The sequence below is a fragment of the Amycolatopsis acididurans genome (assembly GCF_012328925.1).
GTDB classification, from domain to species: Bacteria; Actinomycetota; Actinomycetes; order Mycobacteriales; family Pseudonocardiaceae; genus Amycolatopsis_E; species Amycolatopsis_E acididurans.
In genome coordinates, this window is sequence record NZ_JAAXLS010000016.1 from 68,232 (window position 1) to 88,307 (window position 20,076).

At 68.0% G+C, this 20,076-nt stretch carries 21 protein-coding genes and 1 pseudogene; 12 read left to right on the plus strand and 10 right to left on the minus strand.

Annotation, left to right across the window (positions count from 1 at the left end):
• Nucleotides 1–287: 287 nt before the first annotated feature.
• Nucleotides 288–731, minus strand: a complete 444-nt coding sequence (locus HFP15_RS22445) for a DUF1440 domain-containing protein (RefSeq protein WP_168518677.1) — start codon at nt 729–731, stop codon at nt 288–290.
• Nucleotides 732–1,013: 282 nt separating this feature from the next.
• Here HFP15_RS22445 and HFP15_RS22450 point away from each other — a divergent pair, with 282 nt between their 5' ends.
• Nucleotides 1,014–1,349 carry a four-helix bundle copper-binding protein gene (locus HFP15_RS22450; protein WP_210717704.1) on the plus strand — a complete coding sequence of 112 codons (336 nt, stop codon included), beginning with the start codon at nt 1,014–1,016 and terminating at the stop codon, nt 1,347–1,349.
• 71 nt (nt 1,350–1,420) lie between these two features.
• On the opposite strand, the gene HFP15_RS22455 is transcribed toward HFP15_RS22450, so the two are convergent.
• On the minus strand, nt 1,421–1,885 hold the full coding sequence (locus HFP15_RS22455; RefSeq protein ID WP_168518678.1) for a MerR family transcriptional regulator: 465 nt from the start codon (nt 1,883–1,885) through the stop codon (nt 1,421–1,423).
• Nucleotides 1,886–2,032: 147 nt separating this feature from the next.
• On the opposite strand from HFP15_RS22455, the gene csoR reads away from it, so the two are divergent.
• From csoR to HFP15_RS22480, 5 genes are all read left to right on the plus strand, one after another.
• A complete protein-coding gene (gene csoR, locus HFP15_RS22460) occupies nt 2,033–2,407 on the plus strand; it encodes a copper-sensing transcriptional repressor CsoR (protein ID WP_168518679.1) in 375 nt (124 codons plus the stop codon).
• Nucleotides 2,404–2,643 (plus strand): cation transporter, encoded by a 240-nt coding sequence (locus HFP15_RS22465; RefSeq protein WP_168518680.1) that lies wholly within the window; start codon nt 2,404–2,406, stop codon nt 2,641–2,643. The genes csoR and HFP15_RS22465 overlap by 4 nt, the downstream gene beginning before the upstream one ends.
• Nucleotides 2,640–4,835 carry a heavy metal translocating P-type ATPase gene (locus HFP15_RS22470; RefSeq protein ID WP_312871694.1) on the plus strand — a complete coding sequence of 732 codons (2,196 nt, stop codon included), beginning with the start codon at nt 2,640–2,642 and terminating at the stop codon, nt 4,833–4,835. The genes HFP15_RS22465 and HFP15_RS22470 overlap by 4 nt, the downstream gene beginning before the upstream one ends.
• A 205-nt stretch (nt 4,836–5,040) precedes the next feature.
• On the plus strand, nt 5,041–6,804 hold the full coding sequence (locus HFP15_RS22475; protein ID WP_168518681.1) for an IS1634 family transposase: 1,764 nt from the start codon (nt 5,041–5,043) through the stop codon (nt 6,802–6,804).
• A 115-nt stretch (nt 6,805–6,919) separates the two neighbouring features.
• Nucleotides 6,920–7,126: an SHOCT domain-containing protein gene (locus tag HFP15_RS22480; RefSeq protein ID WP_210717706.1), complete on the plus strand. Its 207-nt coding sequence runs from the start codon at nt 6,920–6,922 to the stop codon at nt 7,124–7,126.
• 95 nt (nt 7,127–7,221) lie between these two features.
• Here HFP15_RS22480 and nrtS read toward each other — a convergent pair whose 3' ends face one another.
• Together nrtS and HFP15_RS22490 are read right to left on the minus strand one after the other, a co-directional pair.
• Nucleotides 7,222–7,527, minus strand: a complete 306-nt coding sequence (gene nrtS, locus HFP15_RS22485; RefSeq protein ID WP_168518750.1) for a nitrate/nitrite transporter NrtS — start codon at nt 7,525–7,527, stop codon at nt 7,222–7,224.
• 138 nt (nt 7,528–7,665) lie between these two features.
• Nucleotides 7,666–7,938 (minus strand): annotated as a pseudogene (locus HFP15_RS22490) (glutaredoxin family protein); the annotation flags it as partial.
• Between the two features lie 313 nt (nt 7,939–8,251).
• Between HFP15_RS22490 and HFP15_RS22495 the strand changes: the two are divergent.
• Nucleotides 8,252–8,875, plus strand: coding sequence for a class I SAM-dependent methyltransferase (locus HFP15_RS22495; RefSeq protein ID WP_210717707.1), 624 nt, complete (start codon nt 8,252–8,254; stop codon nt 8,873–8,875).
• On the opposite strand, the gene HFP15_RS22500 is transcribed toward HFP15_RS22495, so the two are convergent.
• Both HFP15_RS22500 and HFP15_RS22505 read right to left on the minus strand, forming a co-directional pair.
• Nucleotides 8,872–9,255 carry a hypothetical protein gene (locus tag HFP15_RS22500; RefSeq protein ID WP_168518683.1) on the minus strand — a complete coding sequence of 128 codons (384 nt, stop codon included), beginning with the start codon at nt 9,253–9,255 and terminating at the stop codon, nt 8,872–8,874. The two genes, HFP15_RS22495 and HFP15_RS22500, sit on opposite strands and share 4 nt — an antisense overlap.
• Entirely contained in the window at nt 9,252–9,617 is a 366-nt protein-coding gene (locus HFP15_RS22505; RefSeq protein ID WP_512699084.1) for a DUF427 domain-containing protein, read from the minus strand. Before HFP15_RS22505 ends, HFP15_RS22500 begins: the two co-directional genes overlap by 4 nt.
• A gap of 157 nt (nt 9,618–9,774) precedes the next feature.
• Here HFP15_RS22505 and HFP15_RS22510 point away from each other — a divergent pair, with 157 nt between their 5' ends.
• The 4 genes from HFP15_RS22510 to HFP15_RS22525 all read left to right on the plus strand — a co-directional run bounded on the left by HFP15_RS22510 (nt 9,775) and on the right by HFP15_RS22525 (nt 14,438).
• A complete protein-coding gene (locus HFP15_RS22510; protein WP_168518685.1) occupies nt 9,775–11,136 on the plus strand; it encodes a dihydrolipoyl dehydrogenase family protein in 1,362 nt (453 codons plus the stop codon).
• A gap of 129 nt (nt 11,137–11,265) precedes the next feature.
• The gene (locus HFP15_RS22515) at nt 11,266–12,858 is read left to right on the plus strand and encodes a radical SAM protein (protein ID WP_168518686.1); all 1,593 of its coding nucleotides are present in this window, start codon (nt 11,266–11,268) and stop codon (nt 12,856–12,858) included.
• Nucleotides 12,855–13,664, plus strand: coding sequence for a class I SAM-dependent methyltransferase (locus HFP15_RS22520; RefSeq protein WP_312871695.1), 810 nt, complete (start codon nt 12,855–12,857; stop codon nt 13,662–13,664). The genes HFP15_RS22515 and HFP15_RS22520 overlap by 4 nt, the downstream gene beginning before the upstream one ends.
• A 312-nt stretch (nt 13,665–13,976) precedes the next feature.
• On the plus strand, nt 13,977–14,438 hold the full coding sequence (locus HFP15_RS22525) for a hypothetical protein (protein WP_168518687.1): 462 nt from the start codon (nt 13,977–13,979) through the stop codon (nt 14,436–14,438).
• 152 nt (nt 14,439–14,590) lie between these two features.
• On the opposite strand, the gene HFP15_RS22530 is transcribed toward HFP15_RS22525, so the two are convergent.
• On the minus strand, nt 14,591–15,382 hold the full coding sequence (locus tag HFP15_RS22530) for a DUF2637 domain-containing protein (RefSeq protein ID WP_168518688.1): 792 nt from the start codon (nt 15,380–15,382) through the stop codon (nt 14,591–14,593).
• Nucleotides 15,379–15,750, minus strand: coding sequence for a sigma factor-like helix-turn-helix DNA-binding protein (locus HFP15_RS22535; RefSeq protein ID WP_210717719.1), 372 nt, complete (start codon nt 15,748–15,750; stop codon nt 15,379–15,381). The genes HFP15_RS22530 and HFP15_RS22535 overlap by 4 nt, the downstream gene beginning before the upstream one ends.
• A gap of 484 nt (nt 15,751–16,234) precedes the next feature.
• On the opposite strand from HFP15_RS22535, the gene HFP15_RS22540 reads away from it, so the two are divergent.
• Nucleotides 16,235–16,588 carry a DUF1707 SHOCT-like domain-containing protein gene (locus HFP15_RS22540; protein WP_168518690.1) on the plus strand — a complete coding sequence of 118 codons (354 nt, stop codon included), beginning with the start codon at nt 16,235–16,237 and terminating at the stop codon, nt 16,586–16,588.
• Nucleotides 16,589–17,137: 549 nt separating this feature from the next.
• Here the strand turns inward: HFP15_RS22540 and HFP15_RS22545 are convergent.
• Entirely contained in the window at nt 17,138–19,675 is a 2,538-nt protein-coding gene (locus tag HFP15_RS22545; RefSeq protein WP_168518691.1) for a heavy metal translocating P-type ATPase, read from the minus strand.
• Entirely contained in the window at nt 19,662–20,000 is a 339-nt protein-coding gene (locus HFP15_RS22550; protein ID WP_168518692.1) for a hypothetical protein, read from the minus strand. The genes HFP15_RS22545 and HFP15_RS22550 overlap by 14 nt, the downstream gene beginning before the upstream one ends.
• Nucleotides 20,001–20,076 lie beyond the last annotated feature (76 nt).

Sequence of the window (20,076 nt, forward strand, 5' to 3'; positions counted from 1 at the left end):
GGCTCTATTCACCATCGTCACCGAGCTGCGGGTTGTCCAGCCGGTACAAGAGCTCCCGCAATGAAGGGTTACCCAGTGCGATGGTGGTCTGCCCGAGCCGGTATAGGTCGGGGTGCCCACGAGCCCTTCGGGCGTCGGTCCCTCGTGTTGGGTGAGGTCGATGACCTCGACCGGCTGGGCTGGCCGCACGCGGCGCACGGTGTCCGCGAGTTTCTCGGCGGTCCGGCAACTGGCGCAGCCGGGCGAGGTGTAGATCCGCAGCACTGGGTGTTCTGCGCGGTGGCCCGTCATGTGTGGTTCGTCCTGCGCCGGAACCCGTAGACGATCAGTGCGGTGACGATGCCGTAGATCACGTGGCCCATCAGGCTCTGCATGGCGCTGGCGCCCATCTGAAACACCGGCATGCCCAGCCCGGCGGGCATAAGCAGCAGGCCGCCGAGCACCCACCAGATCACGCCGTAGACCACCCCGGCCCCCAGCAGCGGCCAGAACCGGGTCAGCGGCACGACAAGCCCGAAGCCCGCGCCGAGGACTGCCGAGATCGCCAGGTGCACGACAGCTCCAATAGCGGCGCTGTCGCTGCCCACGAGCATCGCGACCTGGGTGAGTTTTCCCATCATCGCCATCAGGATGCCGAACATGATGCCGCCGCCTGCCCCGGCGAGGGCACCGTAGAGCACGCGGGAGGCAGCCGCCTGGACCGGTCGGGCGGGGTGAGCAGTAGTGGACATGACAGATCCTTCCTTCGGTGTTGCGACGCGACGATCAATCTGATCCCCAGCGTGGCCGTCGCATCCCGGCTTGCTCGGTAACTGCCGTTACACAACGCCGCCCACGCCACCGTTGGGCGAGTAGTGCGACCTCCTGCACGGCATCTCCGGCTCGTCGCGAGGGGCAGTGCCACGTGGGAAGCGTGCTCGTGATTTGCGCTTGCCCCTGGGGGAAGGGGCTACAACCGGCACCCACGGGTCAGGACTGACCCGGCAGACGAGTCCGTTTCTGAGGAGGCCGTGATGCCCGCAACGATGATCGAGCAGCGGTATCAGGAGGCGGTGCAGGCGTGCGCGCGCTGCCGCCAGTCGTGCGAAACCTGCCATTACAACTGCTGCTTGCCCAACGGCAGCACCGCCTGCGGTCGGCTGTGCGTGGATTGCGCGGAGATCTGCCGGCTGTGCGAGACCCTGATGGCCCGCGGCTCGCAGTGGGCACCGCAGGTGGCTGCGCTGTGCGCCCAGGTGTGTGCTGCCTGCGCCGAACAGTGCGAGCGCAGCGACTCCGAGTACTGCCGGGCGTGTGCGCAAGCCTGCCGCGAGTGCGCCCGCCAGTGCCGCGCCGTTGCCGCAGGTTGACTCCGCTCGGACGTCGGATCGCGGGTGGGGCCTGGTGCCCCACCCGCTGATCAGGCTGGGCAGCGCTCTCGCTAGCAGGGACTCGGATCGTGCCCACGACCGCGCTGGTCGGTTCCCGGAGCGGGTGCAGGCTGGGCTTGGATGATCGCGCAGAACCCGGAACCGGGGTCGGCTCCGGCGTCATCGTGCTGGAGCAGGTTCTGGATCCGGTCGCGGAGCACGGAAAGTTCCGCGAGCACCGTGTCGAGCTCGGTTAGGCGCTGTCCGAGGGTGGCGCGCACCTGCTCGCAGGGTGTGTGCCCGTTGCGGTGCAGCTCCAGCACCGTTTTGATCTCGGTGAGCTGCAGGCCCGCGGCCTTGGCCTGGCCGACGAACCGCAGCGTCTCGACGTCGGCCTGGGTGAACAGCCGGTGGCCCTGCGCCGAGCGCGGGGCGGGCCGGAGCAACCCTCGGGATTCGTACAGCCGGATCGATTTCGCGCTCACGCCTGCCAGCCGGGCGGCTTGCCCAATCGTCCGGTGGTCCCCGACGGTCAACTCCTGCCTCCCCGCGGACGACGTCATTTCCGTACAGGCGAGCACATGCAGCCCGCCCCTCCAGTGTAGCCCCACCCCGGGTGGGGTGGGAATATCGAGGTAGGGGTGGGCGTTGCCCTAGTGAATACCGCAGACGAGGAGCACAGGATGGCCGACGAACTCACGGCGAAGAAGCGCGCGGCGTTGAACCGGTTGAAGACGGTGCGGGGTCACCTGGACGGGATCATCCGGATGCTCGAAGCCGACGCGTACTGCGTGGATGTGATGAAGCAGGTCTCGGCGACCCAGTCGTCGCTGGAGCGGGCCAATCGGATCATGCTGCATAACCACCTGGAGACCTGCTTTTCCGATGCAGTACTGGATGGCCGGGGACAGCCGGCGATCGACGAACTTCTCGAGGCGGTGAAGTTCAACCCCGCGCTGACCGGCCCGCACGCCCACGTCACCGGCGCAGCGGTCGGCGAAGCCGAGCCCGCCATCGAGACGCAGCCGGATTCCGTTGAGGAAGGGAGCGCTGTATGACGACCACGGTGCTGTCGGTGCCCGAGATCAGTTGTGGAGCCTGCCGGTCGGCGATCGAGACTGCGGTGGCACCAACGGCCGGGGTGCAGTCGGTCGAGGTCGACCTGGACACGAAGACGGTGACCGTCCACCACGACCAGACGGTGTCACTGGTCGCGCTAAGCACGCCCATCGAAGACCAGGGCTACGACGTGGCGGATACCCACGAGCAGGTCGGGCGAGGCGACCAGCAGTGACGACCTCCGAGCAGACAGCGCGCAGCGAGGGTGTTGACCGTCGGGAGTTCTCCGTCGAGGGCATGACGTGCGCCTCCTGCGCAGTCCGGGTGCAGAAGACCCTCAACAAGCAGCTGGGTGTGACCGAGGCTCAGGTCAACTTCGCCACCGGCAATGCCTGGGTCACCTACCAAGCCGACCACGCCACGGTCGACCAGTGGCAGGCGGCGGTCGATGGCCTCGGATACCACCTCGAACCCGTCACCGCCGAACAACCCGCCTTGGAGAGCAACGAGACCGAGCAGGCCAACCGCGGTTGGGTCTGGCGGATCGTGCTGGCCTGGCCGTTGGGGCTGGCCATTTTCGCGTTGACCATGTTTTTCGGCGAGCACCCTTGGGCGCGGTGGGCCGCGTTCGCCGCGGCGGTGCCCGTGCAGTTCGTGGCCGGCTGGCCGTTCCTGGTCGTCGCGGCCGAGCGGGCCCGGGCGCTGAGCGCGAACATGGACACGCTCATCGCCCTCGGCACGCTGACGGCGTTCGCCTATTCCACGGTTGAGTTGTTCACCGGCGGGCCCCTGTACTTCGACACCGCCGCGATGATCATCGCGTTCCTGCTGCTGGGCCGCTATTTTGAAGCCCGCTCCACCAGCCGTGCTTCGCAGGCGATCAACACGCTGCTGGAGATGGGCGCCAAACACGCCCGGCTCGTCGTCGACGGCGCCGAGCAGGACGTGCCGGTGGAACGGGTGCGGATCGGCGATGTGGTCCGGGTACGACCGGGCGAGAAGATCCCGGTGGACGGGGACGTTGTCGACGGGCGCGCGGCCGTTGACGAGTCGATGCTGACCGGCGAATCTGTCCCGGTCGACAAGACCACGGGCGCCCCCGTCGCGGGCGCGACGATCAACACCGACGGGCTGCTGACCGTGTGTGCCACCGCGGTCGGTGCGGACACCGCCCTGGCCCAGATCGTGCGCCTGGTCAAGGAAGCCCAAGGTGGTCAGGCGCCGGTGCAACGGCTCACCGATCGGGTCTCGGCGGTGTTCGTGCCGGTCGTGATCGGCATCGCCGTGGTGACCTTCGCCGCCTGGAGCCTGATCGCCGGTGACCCCACGGCGGGCACGGTCGCCGCGGTTGCGGTGCTGATCATCGCCTGCCCTTGTGCGCTTGGCCTGGCTACGCCGACCGCGATCATGGTCGGCACCGGACGGGCCGCGCACCTGGGCATCCTGGTCAAGGGTGCCCAGGTGCTGGAGGGGTCGAAGAAGATCACCACCGTCGTGTTCGACAAGACGGGCACGCTCACTCGCGGTCAGATGCGTCTGGCCGAGGTCGCCACCAGCGACAGCGCCGACGTGGAAGTACTGCGGCGGGCCGCTGCTGCGGAGTCGGGGTCCGAACATCCTGTCGCCGCCGCGATCACCACTGCCGCCCGCGAACGCGGCTTGGTCCTGCCGGAAGTGGCCGAGTTCAGCAGCGTGGCCGGTCACGGCGTGCGCGCCGAGGTGGACGGCACCACGGTGCACGTGGGCCGGCGTGAGCTGCTCGACCAGCAGCAGCTGCACCTGCCCGAACAGCTCGCGGCGCGGGCCGCCGACATGGAAGCCCAGGGCCACACCGCTGTCTACGTCGGCTGGGACGGACACGTGCACGGGGTGGTGGGCGTGGCCGACACCCTCAAGGACGAGGCCGCCGACGTAGTGCGGCACCTGCACGACATGGGCCTGCAAGTCGGCATGATCACCGGGGACAACCAGCAGACCGCCGAGGCCATCGCCGCCCAGGCCGGCATCGACCGCGTGCTGGCCGAGGTGCTGCCCGCCGACAAGGTCACCGAGGTGCGTCGGCTGCAGGACGAGGGCCATACCGTGGCCATGGTCGGCGACGGCGTCAACGACGCCCCGGCCCTGGTGCAGGCCAACTTCGGCATCGCGATCGGCACCGGCACCGACGTGGCCATCGAATCCAGCGACATCACCCTGATGTCCGGCCAGCTCGACGGCGTTACCCACGCCATCCAGCTGTCCCGCACCACGCTGCGCACGATCTACGAGAACCTGGGCTGGGCCTTCGGCTACAACATCGCCGCGATCCCACTGGCCGCACTCGGGCTGCTCAACCCGATCATCGCGGCCGCGGCGATGGCTTTCTCCTCGGTCAGCGTGGTCACCAACTCCCTGCGACTGCGGCGCTTCGCCCGACAAGCCCACTGAACTGAAGGGAAAGACGCGATGATGATGGATCACATGGGCGGCATGATCCCGCGTTCCGCAGCTGATGGCCGATTCTGGACACACGCCGCGGTATCGTCCCAGGTCAGTGGGTCGCGGTAGGTCCGGAACGACGAAAAGTACTGGACACACGTTCGATCGATGTTCGAGCGTGTGAGCTGCGTGTTGTCGTGTATCGTCTGGACACGTGCATGTGCGGGTGTCAACGCGGCGAAACAGGGACGGCACGGCCGTGCGGTACCTGCAGCTGACCCACAACGAGTGGGACCCGGCCACGAAGACGTCCCGGCCGAAGGTGCTGCACAGCTTCGGCCGCGAGGATCAGCTCGACCGCGACGCGATCAAGCGTCTGGTCGCGTCGTTGACTCGGCTACTCGACCCGGCCACCGCCCTGACCTCGTCCGGTGCCGGTCCGGCGGAGTTGGCGTTCACCTCGTCGCGCCCGGTCGGCGGCACGCTGGTGCTCGACGCGTTGTGGCGCCGGCTCGGGATCGACACCGTCATGGCGCGGCTGCTCGAGGGGCGCAAGCGCGATCCGCGCACCGAGCGGGTGCTGTTCGCGCTGGTCGCGAACCGGGCGCTGGACCCGGGCTCGAAGCTGGCCGCGGCCGGGTGGGTCACCCGGCGCGCGCACATCGACGGCCTGCCCGAGACCAGCGACGATGCCTGCTACCGGGCGATGGACTGGCTGCTCGACATCGCACCGGAGCTGGAGCGGGAGGTGTTCTGGCAGGTCGCCACCCTGCTCGATCACGAGGTCGACCTGCTGTTCTTCGATACCACCTCCACCTATTTCGAGACCGAGGGCCCCGACGACCCGATCACTCGTGACACCCGCGGCCGACCGGCCCCCGACCCGTCGGGTGACACCGGCACCGAGAACGACGCTGACAGCGGCACCGACAAGTCCGGCGGGGATACCGCAGGCGACGGGGTGGGGTTTCGGACCTACGGCAAGTCGAAGGACTCCCGTGACGACCTGCCCCAGGTCGTGATCGGCATGGCCGTCACCCGGGCCGGGATCCCGGTCCGGGTGTGGTGCTGGCCGGGCAACACCACCGACTCGGCGCTGATCCGCCAGGCCCGCGAAGACATGCGGGACTGGACCCTGGCCCGAGTGATGTGGGTCGCCGACCGCGGCTTCTCCTCCGCGGCGAACCGCCGCGAGCTGCGTCGCGGCGGCGGGCACTACATCATCGGCGAGAAGCTGCGTTCCGGCTCCGCGGAGGCCACCGCGGCGCTGTCCCGACCGGGCCGCTACCAGCATGTTCGGGACAACCTGCAGGTCAAAGAGGTACGGATCGCCGACGATGAGCGGTTCGTGCTCTGCTTCAACCCCGAACAGGCCGAGCGTGACGCCGCGCTGCGCGAGGTCATGACCGGCAAGCTGGCCGCGCTGATCGCCGCCAGCGACCGGCTGACCGCCGAGAAACGGGCCGAGCTGCGGGGACGGATCTCCACCATGCCCGGGCTGAACCGGTACCTGCGCACCACACCCGGCGGGCTGCTCCGCGTCGACAAGAAGAAGGTCACCAGCGAGACACACCTGGACGGGAAGTACCTGCTGCGCTGCTCGGACCCGCACCTGTCCGCGGAGGACATCGCGCTGGGCTACAAGCAGCTCCTGCAGGTCGAACGCGGCTGGCGGGACATGAAGACCACCTTGGAACTGCGGCCGGTCTATCACCGCCTCGAAGACCGGATCCGCGCCCATGTCATCCTCTGCTGGCTCGCGCTGCTGCTGGTTCGGATCGTCGAGACCACCACCGGGCGCACCTGGAACCAGGTCCGCGACGACCTGCAAGAACTCCACGTCGGCACCTTCGAAGGCCCCGCCGGCACCTTCCGGCAACGCACCGAGCTCTCCGCCGCCCAACGCGACATCCTCACCAAGCTGGGCATCGACACACCGAAGAAGATCATCGAACTCGGGCCGGCCACGACGCCCTGACCAGCACGAACACCACCGCCTGGACACACGCCTGTCCAGGCAGCTTCTCGCGTTCCCCCAGGTCACACCCTAAATTCCGTGTCCAGCCCCAACATCAGCTGCGGAACCCGGGATGATGGCCTGGATGCTGTTGTGGGGCCTGATCGGTCTCGCACTGCTGATTCTGATCATCGTGGCGATCATCTGGCTGATCCGCCACTTGCTCGCCGACCCGGCTTCCCGCGCCGATCCCGCGGGAGAGCAACTGCGGCGACGCTACGCCGCCGGCGACATCGATCACGAGGAATACGAACGCCGCCGAGCCGAGCTCCGAAAACGATAGCCGCCTCGTCCGGCGATGTCGTGTTGCCGTGTGAACCCACCGACACAGCGAGCGACAGCGTGCTGACCGATGGATGGCTGCAGCGGTTGGTCTCGTCAACGGGTCCGGCAGGCACACAGGTATCCGACGCTGGCGACGGTGAACGGAACCGCATAGTTGATCGCGACCTGGACCCACGTTGTTCCCGTGGCGTGCCCGCCCGCGATCACCGCTCCTTGATTCACTGCGGAGAGCACCGTACCGACCACAGTGGCTGTGGGTGCGGCGGTACGCACGGTTCGTCCCTGTAGGAACCATCGCACGGCTTGGCGTGGATGTGACCACGTCTGGGGTCGTTCGGTGCGCGCGCGCCCGCCGTCGTGGTCGTCGCCCGCGGAAGGAAACGAGGCCGCCCTGCCCATCACGAAACCACCTGAGCCTCGCGGATCAGGTCGCGGCACGACTCCGAACTCACGATCACGGCGGTCACGACCTATCCCGCGCACGGCCCAGAAAGGCCAGAATCGTCGTCGGTTCCGCGCTGGTTCAGCGTCCCGGGCCAGATGAGGCGCATACTCACCGACGGCGGCGTGCACGTGCCGGAAGCTCGGGTTGACCAGTGCATGCTGGCCAATGAAGACCGTGGGCACGGTCTCGTCGCCGCCGGTTGCTTGCCGCACGCGCGCGGCGGCTTGGGGATCGTCCCAGATGTTGACTTCCCGGACAGGCAAGCCGCTGCGGCGCAGGGGCCTCCGCAGTGCCATGCAGAACGGGCAACCGGGGCGCCAGTAGAACTCGACAGCACTGATCGACTCGGCCTGCTTGTTGCTCATCATGCCTCCACCGCGTGGTTACCCCTTTCGCGCGGCCCGGTAGCGACACCCGCCGCGCACGCCGAGGGAATCGGATGCCGAGCGGCGCCCGCCTCCGGTGTGTCAGCGCCCTGACAGAGATGCCCGACGATCGGCCAGCGATGGCCAGGATGGACCAGAAGAGACTGGGTGACAGCGGAGTGGACATGACCGACGCGGAGTGGCTGCGCTATCTGGCTGGCTTCCATCGCGACCAGCCTGGTGTTACCGAACGGGTGCGCTGAGCCGGGTGCCTGGCTCGCCGTACCCATGGCTCGTCGAGTCGCTTCCCGATGTGCCGGGCTGGGTCGTCGACCTCGCTTGCGGGTCCGCCCCGACACGGGATCATCTGGTCGAGCACCGCTGGGTGGGGGTGGATCTCAGCGCCGGTGAGCTGGCAGTGGCCGTCGCGGCTGGCCGGGGACCGGTCGTGCATGCCCGCGTCGACGCGCTGCCTTTCGGTGACGGTGCTGTCGATGCGGTGTGTGCTGCGATGGCGTTGCAGGTGGTCACGCCGCTGGACGGGGTGCTGGCCGAGATCCGTCGCGTGCTGCGGCCGGGCGGTGTTCTCGTCGCCCTTGTCCCCGGCCGGTTGGGGGTTTCTCCGCGAGGGTGGCTCGGCTGGGCACGGGTGCTGAGGGCTCTCGGGGTCACGAGCCAGCCTTGGCCCAACCCGCACGCCTGTGACAGCCTCGCCGGAATCCTGGCTCGACACGGGTTCACCGTCGTTTCCACCGCGCGGCGAACGTTCCCCTTTCCGCTCGACACAGCGGAATCCGCCGCACTGCTCGTGGACAGCCTCTATTTGCCCGGTATCAGCGCGGATCGTATTGCCGCCGCCAAGCACACCGTGGGCACCCAGGCCCGCATCGGCCGGAGCCTTCCGTTGCCGTTGCGTCGGGTCGTTGCCCGAGGCTAGGCCACGCTGCCCAGCCAGGTCGTCACGGCGTACAGCATGACGTACGTCGTCACCGCGACCCCCAGCATGCCGAGCAGACGCCACCGCCACCGCCGCACCCCGGCGAGGCTGCACTGGTCGCGGCGGCGCAACGCCAGCCAGACAAGCAGCGCCATGACGGCGAGCCCGCCGAGCCGGAACCACCACGCGTAGTTGCCGTAGAGATCGGTGGCCCAGGCAAAGGCGGTGCCAGCGCTGATGATGCCGAGCAGCGCGAGCACGGTGGGGCCCAAACAGCACAGGATGCCGATCACGCCACTGGTCAGGCCGATCCGCCACATCGGCAGCCGATCCGTGCCTACCGGCTGCGGGCTGGTCGTGTTCTCGCGGCTGGTGCTCACCGGTGACCACCCATTCTGGCGCGCAACCTGGCGAGTAGACCGGTGGACGGTCCTTCGGGCTCACCCTCGATGTCCACGTCGGGGTCGAAGGCGACATGGTTTTTGATCCGTCGCGCCAGCGGGGACGGATGGGGGTAGTACCACGCCGCGTCCGGCAGCGCCGTTTCGTCGGTGAGCAGGCTGTAGTAGCGAGCAATCCCCTTCCATGGGCACAGCGTCTTGGTCCGGCTGTCCACGAGGACGTCGCGGCGCACCGACTCCGGCGGAAAGTAGTGGTTCCCTTCCACGCGCACCGTCCGGGGTGTTTCCGCCAGAACCTGGCCGTGGTAAACGGCACGCAACATGACCGCGGCCCTCCTCACCGTCTGCCGCCCAGTCCACCGGACTTTTCGCTATTGGCGCTCGGAGAGTGTCAGCACGATGACACCTCGAACCTCGCCCGCTCGGTCTGGAGATCCGTTCTGTCAGCCAGGCGACAACCCGGTCACCGACCCTGGCCGTGCGTGGTTAGCTGCGGATGTGACGGACAGCGACGTGATGGTGATCGGTGGTGGGACGGCTGGTTTGGCCGCCGCGACCGCCGCGCGACGGGCCGGACTGACAGCGGTGCTCATCTCCGACGGTGATCCCGGTGGAGACTGCACGTTTACCGGCTGTGTGCCGTCGAAGACCCTGTTGCACGCGGCAGCGTTCGGGCTGCCGTTCACCAACGCGCTGGCCCGCGTCCGTCACACGGTCGCGCGCGTGGCTGCTACCGAGGACGACGATGCCCTCCGTCGGCAGGGAATCGAGGTAGTCCGGGGACGTGCTCGGATCGTGTCGCACCGCATGGTGTCCGTCGATGATCGGCGGATGACGGCGCGACGGATCGTCCTCGCTACGGGCGCCCGCCCGGACGTCCCGGCGGTTCCTGGGCTGGATCGGGTGCCGCTGCTGACGACCGAGACCGTGTTCGAGTTGACCGAAGCGCCGAGGTCGCTGGTCGTCCTGGGTGGGGGAGCCGTGGGATGCGAGCTCGCCCAGGCGTTCGCACAGCTCGGGGTGGGGGTGACGGTCATCGAAGCCGAGCTGCCTGCCCTCGACCCCGAGGCATCCGCGGTGTTGGCTGAGGCGCTGGCCGACGACGGGGTTCGGCTGCGCCTCGGCACGAGGGTCCAGTCGGCGCGCATGGAGGGTGAGCAGGTTCTGCTGGAACTCGACGACGGCGGGATGGTCCGCGCTGATCGGCTGCTGGTGGCTACTGGGCGTCGTCCGGACACGCACGAGCTGGGACTGGACGCGGTGGGTATCCGTACTGACGCACAGGGGTTCGTGGCCGTCGACCGGCACATGAGCACCAGCGTGGACGGGATCTTCGCCGCGGGCGACGTCACGGGACTGTTCCCCCACACCCACGGTGCCTACGCGATGGGACGCATCGCTGTCACCGCAGGGCTGCGACGCATGCGCCGCCCCGCCTTCGACCCGGGCTCGATCCCGACAGTGGTGTTCACCGACCCCGAAATCGCCGTCGTGGGCGCCACCGAACACGACCTCGCGGGCACATCGGCCCGGGTGGCCTGGCTGCCGATGACGGAGGCGGACCGAGCAATCACCGCCGCCGACCCCCGGGGCTTCGTCAAGCTCCTCGCCGGCCCGCGCCGCCTGCTCGGGCACGCAGGGGGTGGCCGCGTGCTCGGAGCGACGATCGTGGCCGAACGCGCCGGCGAGATGATCCACGAACCCGCACTGGCCATGGCTACCGGCATGTTCACCGGACGCCTGGCGCAGGCGGTGCACGCCTATCCCAGCTGGTCCCTGGCCATCCAGCAGACCGCAGCGCAATTCGTCGGCGGACATGGCGGACGCACCGCGAGGCCGGCCGGGCCAGCGCGCACGTGACCGCTGACGCCGCTCCGTCAGCGGCGTCGGCCAAACTGTCCGGTGGCGAACAGTGCTGCTGCGATCAGGGACGCGTGCTGCTGAGCTGTGCGCGTAGGTCGATCACCGAGACAGAAGCGGGGCTCCAGCGTGGCGCAGCAGAAGCAGGATCGCGACGAGGTGTTCGTCGAGTACACCAAGAGCATCTGCCCGGTGTGCAAGGTTGTCGTCGACGGCCAGGTCAACATCCGCGACAACAAGGTCTACCTGCGCAAACGCTGCGTCGAGCACGGATGGTTCGAGGCCCTGGTCTACGGCGACGCGCAGGCATACCTGGATTCGGGACGGTTCAACAAGCCGGGCACGATCCCCCTGGCATTCCAGACCGAAGTCAAAGAGGGCTGCCCGTCGGACTGCGGGCTGTGCCCGGAACACAAGCAGCACGCCTGCCTGGGCATCATCGAGGTCAACACCAACTGCAATCTCGACTGCCCGATCTGCTTTGCCGACTCCGGCCACCAACCCGACGGCTACTCCATCACTCTGCAGCAGTGCGAGCGGATGTTGGATGTGTTCGTCGAGGCCGAGGGCGAACCCGAGGTCGTGATGTTCTCCGGTGGCGAGCCCACCATCCACAAGCACATCCTCGACTTCATCGACCTCGCCCAGCAGCGTCCGATCAAGGCGGTCAACCTCAACACCAACGGCATCCGCCTGGCCACCGACAAACGCTTCGTGCAGACATTGGGTGAGCGCAACCGGCCCGGCAAGCGGGTCAACATCTATCTGCAGTTCGACGGGTTCGACCAGCGCACCCACCTGGAGATCCGCGGCAAGAACCTGCGCGACCGCAAACAGAAGGCACTGGACAACTGCGCCGAGGCCGGACTGACCGTCACCCTCGTGGCCGCGCTCGAACGCGGCCTCAACGAGCACGAGGTCGGCGACATCGTCCGCTTCGGCATCGAACATCCGGCGGTGCGGTCGGTCGCGTTTCAGCCGGTCACGCACTCCGGGCGGCACGTCGAGTTCGACCCGCTGAACCGGCTGACCAACTCGGACGTGATCGAACTGCTCGCCGACCAGTGCTCGGACTGGTTCCGCACGAGCGACTTCTTCCCCGTTCCGTGCTGCTTTCCCACCTGCCGCTCGATCACCTACCTGCTGGTCGACAAGACCGGCGAGAGCACCGACGTCATCCCCATCCCGCGCTTGATCAACCTCGATGACTACCTGGACTACGTGACCAACCGCGTCATGCCCGACCAAGGTGTCCGCGAAGCATTCGAAAAGCTCTGGAGCGCTTCGGCGTTCATGGGCACCGAAACCACCAGCACCAACCTGGAGACCACCGCGGCTGAGCTCGAATGCGAAGCATGCGGCATCGACCTGCCGGAAGCCGCCAAGGACCTGGGCGACAAGGCGTTCATGATCGTGGTGCAGGACTTCCAGGACCCCTACACCCTCAACGTCAAACAACTCATGAAGTGCTGCGTCGAGGAAATCACCCCCGACGGGCGCATCATCCCCTTCTGCGCCTACAACTCCGTCGGCTACCGCGAACAAGTCCGCGCCCAGCAGTCCGGCGTCGCTGTCGCCGGCGTGGTCCCCAACGCCACCGAACTGCAGCCCATCGTGACCGACTCGCCTTACGGCTCGAAAGTCGCGACCGCCGGAGACGCCGACCGGCACGCCGTCGCGCCGGACCGGACGAACGTGGGACGCAAGGCGGTGGAATCGTGAGCACCCGACACAGTCCGGCTGATGCGGCGGAGATCAAGAATTGCTGCGCGGCGGCCTACGGCAACGACGCGATGGCGTTGCTGCTCGGCGAGTCCTACCACCCCGGCGGGCAGGCTCTGACCGAGCGGCTCGCCGACGCCCTCGACCTGCGTGCCGGGCAGCGTGTCGTCGACGTTGCCGCCGGGCCCGGCGCCACGGCCCGCCTGCTGGCCGCCCAACGTGGTGTAAGCGTCGACGGAATCGAACTCAACGACAGCACCGTGGCCACAGCGCAGGCAACCACAGCCGGTGCGGGGCTCACGCAAGCGGTGCGTTTCCACACCGGCGATGCCGAACGAATTCCTCTTCCCGACGCTGAGTTCGACTCCGTGATCTGCGAATGCGCGTTCTGCACCTTCCCGGACAAACCCACTGCGGCAGCGGAATTCGCGCGTGTGCTGCGCCCCGGCGGGCGCGTGGGCATCACCGACGTCACGGTGCACCCGGATGGGCTCCCCGCCGAACTTGCCGGGCTGACCGGCTGGGTCGCATGCATCGCCGACGCCCGCCCCCTTAGCGACTACATCGCCATCCTCGACGCCGCTGGATTGCGCACCCTCCACACCCAACGCCACGACGAGGCATTGCGGTCGATGATCGACACGATCGAGGCGCGGCTGAAGCTGCTCCGCATGACCGCCCCTGACCAGCTAATCGCCGCAGGGGTCGACGTCGACGCCGTACTGCACTACACGCGACTCGCCGCCCACGCCGCCGCCACCGGCACCCTCGGGTATGCGCTCATCACAGCAGAGAAACCACGCTAAGAGCACACAACGCCCATCGATGAGGTCGCGAGACTGTGGGGCTCGGCGGTGGCTACGCCCGTAATGGCACTGAGTGGAGGCGCTTCAAGTACGGCACATAGTCGTTGAGGACCGCATCGAGACGACCACTGAGGACATGTGACGGAAATCACTTATCTAACGGGTGGGCGCGCGAGCGGGACGACTGACCATGGCGGCACTCGCGCGCCCCGCCCTCGTGTTGCATTTGGAAACCCGGAGCATTACCGTGCCTACTGACAGTTGTCGGCCCGGACCCCGCCACACACGCACGCAATGCGAAAAGAGGGCCCGATGGCATTCTCTGCGACCATCCACCAGCGCAGCCATTCGGAAAGACGACTTGACCTGGCAGGCCAGGTGTTGGAAAAGGACGCTGCGAGCTTGGAATGGCTGATTACCGGTGTGATCCTGAGTGAGTGGCCGGATCGGTTTGAAATCAACTTGGAGGGGTTACGCGAAATCAGCACCCCCACAGTCAATGCACTGCTAACGGGCTATGTCATTGCGATTGAACACGGAACCTCGTACCACGTCCTGCACGCATCCGGCCAGCCTCGTCGCGTACTCGATGCCGCTGGCGTCATTGAGGTCCTTGCGGATAGCGATGACCTTGGTGCGCTCTTAGAGGCAGTGGTAAGGCTCCCCGGATGGCGACGGCGGTCTCGTATTCGCTGTTCCGCTTGGGCCAGCAGCCTCAATTCCAATTCCACCGGAAATCCTCTGATCCAAAGAGAGCCGAACGTTGACCGCTAAACGCAGTCAACCTGTGGATATTCACGGCCTGGATAAGGGTGAGCTGTACCACCACAAGCGGCAGTTAGGCAGTAGGATCAGCAACACCATCGTCAACTGCCTCTGCGCCGCCTCGTGGCGCCTGCGCGTCGGCGTCGCCAAAGCTTCAAAGTTCAATCGACCGCTGCCAGCACCGCTCCGGGTTGGCGGTGTTGACGGACGTGGCGGGTGAGGGCTCGGGATCGTTTCGAGCCGATGCTGAGCTGGCGGCGGAGCGTGTCGGCTGAGATCGGCCGTTGGTAGTGGTTCCAGTGTTCGGCGTCGAGTCGGTATGCCTCTTCGCGCAGCGGATCACCATCTCCACCGTATGAGGCGGCGTCGGCGCTGTTGGCCCTGTGACGAGCCATGTTGTTCACGGCCGTGCGCAGGGCTGGCACCCTTTCGACCTCTTCAGGAGCGTCCAGCGTCTGGCTGGCCCTGCCCAAGTCCGCCGAAGCCGGCAGCGCTGATCCGGGCTCGGCAGACTCGTGACTCTCCCCGGTCGTCATCTCCGCACGGCGCCTCTTGAGGGCTTGGTTGAGTAGTTCGACCGAGAGCAGTAGCGCCAGCGGTGGGCAGGCGGCTACGGCAATGGCGAAGGCGTTCAGCTCGGGTGCGGAGGCTACGTTGGCGCAAAGCGACAATCCGATACCCAGACTGAACGACAGCCATGCCTTCCACTGTCCTGCGGCACGGCGATAATGGCTAGTTTTCCACAGCTCGACCGTTGCCATCGTCAAGAGCCCGTCCACAATGAGTGGCCAGAGGGTGGCAGTGGTTTCGTCGGCACCGAACCGCAGGGCGAACTGCCGGCCGTGCCGATAGGAGACGTAAGCAGCGCCCACGGCCACCAACAGCGTGCACGCGCACTGCAGACGCAGTGATCGATCAGGGACGGTACCTAGGCGGGATGACGTGCTTGTCATCGAGCGTCACCTACCCGGGGCTGCCCCTGGGTGTCGCGGATCGGGACGCCGCACTCGTGTAGGCGTTGGCGCACGGTGCCGGCAGCGACACCCATGCGGTCTCCGATCCGGGCCAGCGACCAGCCCTGGTAGTAGAGCCGAGCCGCGTCGTCGGCCTGTTCCTCGGACAGGCCACGGCGGCGCATCGGGACACCGTGGCGATGCAGAATCGCGGACACGGTGCGGCGCTCGATGCCGAACTGATCACCCAGCTCGTAGACGGTCGCACCCGACGTGTAGCCCTCGATCAGTTCCTGGACCTGGTCGTCATCGAGCTGCCGCGCGGGCCCGTCCACGGGGCTGACCTGGATTTCTGGACCTTCGACCAGTAGGTCGCGGTGGTTCGTATGCTTTAGCGTTAGGTCCACTCGAGGTCAAAGGCCCTCTTCCGGTTCGCCGGGGAGGGCCTTTTTGGTGCCGTGCAGCAGCACCAGTCATTGCAGGCCGTCTCCCAGCTTCTTCAGCGCCGCATCGGCCAGCAGGGAGCCACACGAGAGCGGCGACCGTCATGGACGGTGATGTAGCCGACGTCCGCGTTGGCTCGCCGGGCCTTAAGCACACCTAAAACAGCGTTTCAGAGCTGCTCCGATGGCTTCCGGTCGTCGTCGCTCACTTCGGCTCCGTCGTCCCAGCGGTGTATCTGTTCACCGAACACGACAAAGTCGACGGGGCCGGCCCCCGAACGGCAGAATCCTTTACTCCGGCAGGCGTTGATGCCGGGACGTGGCGCGACCGGACCACTGCTGCGCGCCCAGGAAGCGCTCGACGGTGACCGGTGGCGATCGGAACTATCCTGATGGGGAGGTGGTGGCGATGACCGATCCGATGTTGCGGGCCTCCGATGCCGACCGTGAGCGGGTGGTGTCGCAGCTGCGCGAGCAGGTGGGCGAGGGGCGGCTGACCCTCGATGAGTTCTCGGAGCGTTCGGCCGCCGCGTATGCCGCTCGCACGCTGGGTGACCTGGATGCGCTGACCCGAGACCTTCCCGCCGCTGCCCCTTCGACTGCGGTGGCGCCGACCGCGACCGCGATCCCGCGGTGGCTGGTGCCGTTGGCGATCGCCGTGGCCGTGCTGCTTGCGGTGGGCGCGCTGTCGGTCTGGGCGTGGCCGGCGACAGCGGACACGATGAACCACATGATGACGCAGATGGGCCGCATGTGCGGCTGAGTCCGGCGGCGTAGGGCTCCCGGGCGAGGACGAACTCCCCGCTCAGCGCCAACTGCTGTGGCTCGGGCGTCGCGGCGGTCGTGTCGCTGGTGCGGCACGACGCGCAGTGCCCGCTCCGCCCGCGCGAGCTCGGCGGCGCCGGAGGTGACCGGCCAAGGCACGAGCAGGCTGACGGTGCCGCCTCGCCAGCTCGCCGCGTCCGCGTGCAGGGTCAGCACGTTGTCGCCCGACGTCCGGTCCACAGTAGACACCAAACAGTATTCAGTGTGCTCGTGCCGACGGCGAAGTCGAACTCTTCCTCGACCTGGTCTCCATCGGACCCGGTGACCTGATCTGGGGCCGCCGAGGTCGACAGTGCCGTTCCGTGCGGTGGGCCGGACCGTCTGCGTTCGACCGGTGATGTGACGCCGGGTCTCGGTGTCGGTTACGCGCGGGTCGGTGGGCAGGCCCGGTTCGCGCCGTGCGCTGCGCCGGAGGAACAGGCCGACGGGACTCCCGCGCCGGCCATCAGGAGGCCGACGCGAAGCACCGTGCGGCGATTGATCGCGGTCACCGGCCTGCGGTCTGGAGTCGAGCCGTGGCACCGGTTTCCACCCGGGGTTCGATCGCGGGCGGTTCGGCGGGCGGCAGTGGTTCGGCGCGGTGGCGGCGCAGGCGGTTGGCGTTGCCGACGACCGACAGCGAGGACAGGGCCATCGCGGCGGCGGCGAGCATCGGCGAGAGCCGCAGCCCGAGCAGCGGGTAGAGCACTCCGGCGGCGACCGGGATGCCGATGGCGTTGTAGATCAGGGCGAAGAACAGGTTCTGCCGGATGTTGCGCATGGTGGCCCGCGACAACCGGATCGCGGTGACGACACCGGCCAGTGAACCGGAGATGAGCGTGATGTCCGCGGCTTCGATGGCGACGTCGGTCCCGGTGCCGATGGCCAGTCCGACGTCGGCCTGGGCGAGCGCGGGGGCGTCGTTGATGCCGTCGCCGACCATCCCGGCCCGGCGGCCCTCGGATTGCAGGCGGCGGATCTCGCCGGCCTTGTGCTCGGGCAGGACCTCGGCCAGCACGCGGGAGACGCCGACCTGGCGGGCGATCGCCGCCGCGGTGCGCGCGTTGTCGCCGGTGAGCATGACCACCTGGAGGCCGAGCTTGCGCAGCGCGGCGATCGCGGCGACCGAGTCGTCCTTGATCGTGTCCGCGACCGCGATCACCCCGGCCGGACGACCGTCGACGGCAGCGAGGACGGGTGTCTTGCCCTCCGCGGACAGGCGGGCGGTGATCGGTTCCAGCTCACCGGTGTCGATACCGGCTTCGGTGAGCAGAGTGGTGGTGCCGACGAGCACGGTGCGGCCGGTGACGGTGGCACGCACGCCCTTGCCGGTGATCGAGGCGAAGTCCTCGGCAGCGGGCAGGGTGTGACCGCGGTCGCGGGCACCGGTCACGATGGCGGTGGCCAAAGGGTGTTCGCTATCGGCTTCGGCGGCCGCCACCAGGATGAGCAGACCGGTCTCATCGAACGGACCGACGGCGTGGACGTCGGTGAGCGCGGGCTTGCCGGCGGTGATGGTGCCGGTCTTGTCCAGCACGATCGTGTCGAGCTTTTGTGCGGTCTCCAGTGCTTCGGCCGAGCGGATCAGGATGCCCGCCCGTGCGCCCTTCCCGGTGCCGACCATGATCGACAGCGGGGTCGCCAGCCCGAGCGCGCAGGGGCAGGCGATGATCAGCACAGCCACCGCCGACACCAGCGCCAGTGTCAACGCCGGAGCCGGGCCGGCGACGAACCATACGGCGAACGTGGCGATCGCAACCGCGATCACGACCGGCACGAAGTACGCCGAGGTCGCATCAGCCAGCCGCTGGATCGGCGCCTTGGAGGCTTGCGCCGCCTGCACCATCTTGATGATCTGGGCGAGCATGGTGTCCGCGCCGACCTTGGCCGCGCGCACTCGCAGTGACCCGGTGGTGTTGACGGTCGCGCCGATGACGGTGTCCCCGGCGTGCTTGGTGACCGGCATCGGCTCCCCGGTCACCATCGACTCGTCGACCGCGGACTGTCCGGAAAGGACAGTGGCGTCGACGGGGATCTTCTCGCCGGGCCGGATGAGGATCTCGTCGCCGACTACGACCTCCTCGATCGGGATCTCGGCTTCGGCGCCGCCGCGCAGGACGCGAGCGGTGCGGGCCTGCAGCCCGAGCAAGGCGCGGATGGCCTCGCCGGTACCTGCTTTGGCGCGGGCTTCCATCAGGCGGCCGAGCATGATCAGCGTGAGGATCACGCCAACAGCTTCGAAGTACACCTCCCGCACTTCCGCTGGCAGCAGCGTCGGGGCGAGGGTGACGAGCAGGCTGTAGGCGTAGGCCGCGACGGTGCCGAGGGTGATGAGGCTGTTCATGTCGGCGCCGCGGTGGGCGAGGGCGAGCCAGCCGGTGCGGTGGATCGGCCACCCGGCGTAGAACATCACCGGCGTGATCAGGGCAAGCTGCAACCAGCGGTTGAGCAGCACGGCCGGCAGCCAGTCCGCGCCGAACAGCGACTGGGCCATGACGGCGAACAGCACCGGGGCGGTCAGGATGGCGCCGATCACGACCCGGCGGGTCAGGTCGCTGATCTCCGCGCGCCGCTCCTGGGCCTGCGCGGCTTCGACCTCCGCGGCGGACTCGGACCCGCCGACCGTCGCGGCGGGCGGTGCCGGGTGATCGTCCGGAGCCGCGTCGTGGCCGTTGGGCGTGACGACGAGCGTGCCGTGGATCATGTTCATGCCGCAGGCGAACCCGAACGCCCCCGCTTCCCGTGGGGTGAACCGGACGGTCGTGTGCTCATGGGCGGGTAGGGCGGCCGAGAGCTGGAGATCGGGGAAGACCACCCGGGAGGTGCAGTCCCCGCTTTCCTGCCGGTCGAACTCGATCTCCACCGGCACGCCCTGATGCACCTGCACGACGTTCGGGCTGTACCCGCCCCGCACGATGACCTGGATGCGCTGGACTCCGTCGCTGACCGCGGCGGCGCGGGCGCGGCGCGGCGCGAAGAAGAACCACCCCAGGCCGGCGACGGCTGCGATCGCGACCACTACGACGACGAGGTCAACGCTCGACATGGCCTGCTCCTCGGTCGGGACGAGTGGCGGCGAGATCGTTCATGCGCGCCTGGTAGGTCGCGGCGCCGATCTGTCCGGACACTCGCTCGCGGACGATGAGCGCCTCGGTGATCGACGCGTGGCAGCGCGGGTGCGGATCCTCGGTGTCCTGTTCCTGTTCGCCGGTTCGCGGTGCGGCGGACGCCGGCGTTTTCGCTCCGTGGGACCGGCGGCGTGCGCGCCGCGCCGTGGCGACCGTCGTTAGGATGAGCGCGAGCAGCAGCATGGCCCCGATCGCGACCGCGGGCCAGTAGCTGGCGGTGACTTGTCTGTATGCCGCCAACACCGTGCTCACCTCTTTCCGGAGTATGTGGCCGGCGCGGCGTTCCCGTCGGTGGTGCCGTCCACTGTTCGCGCGCATA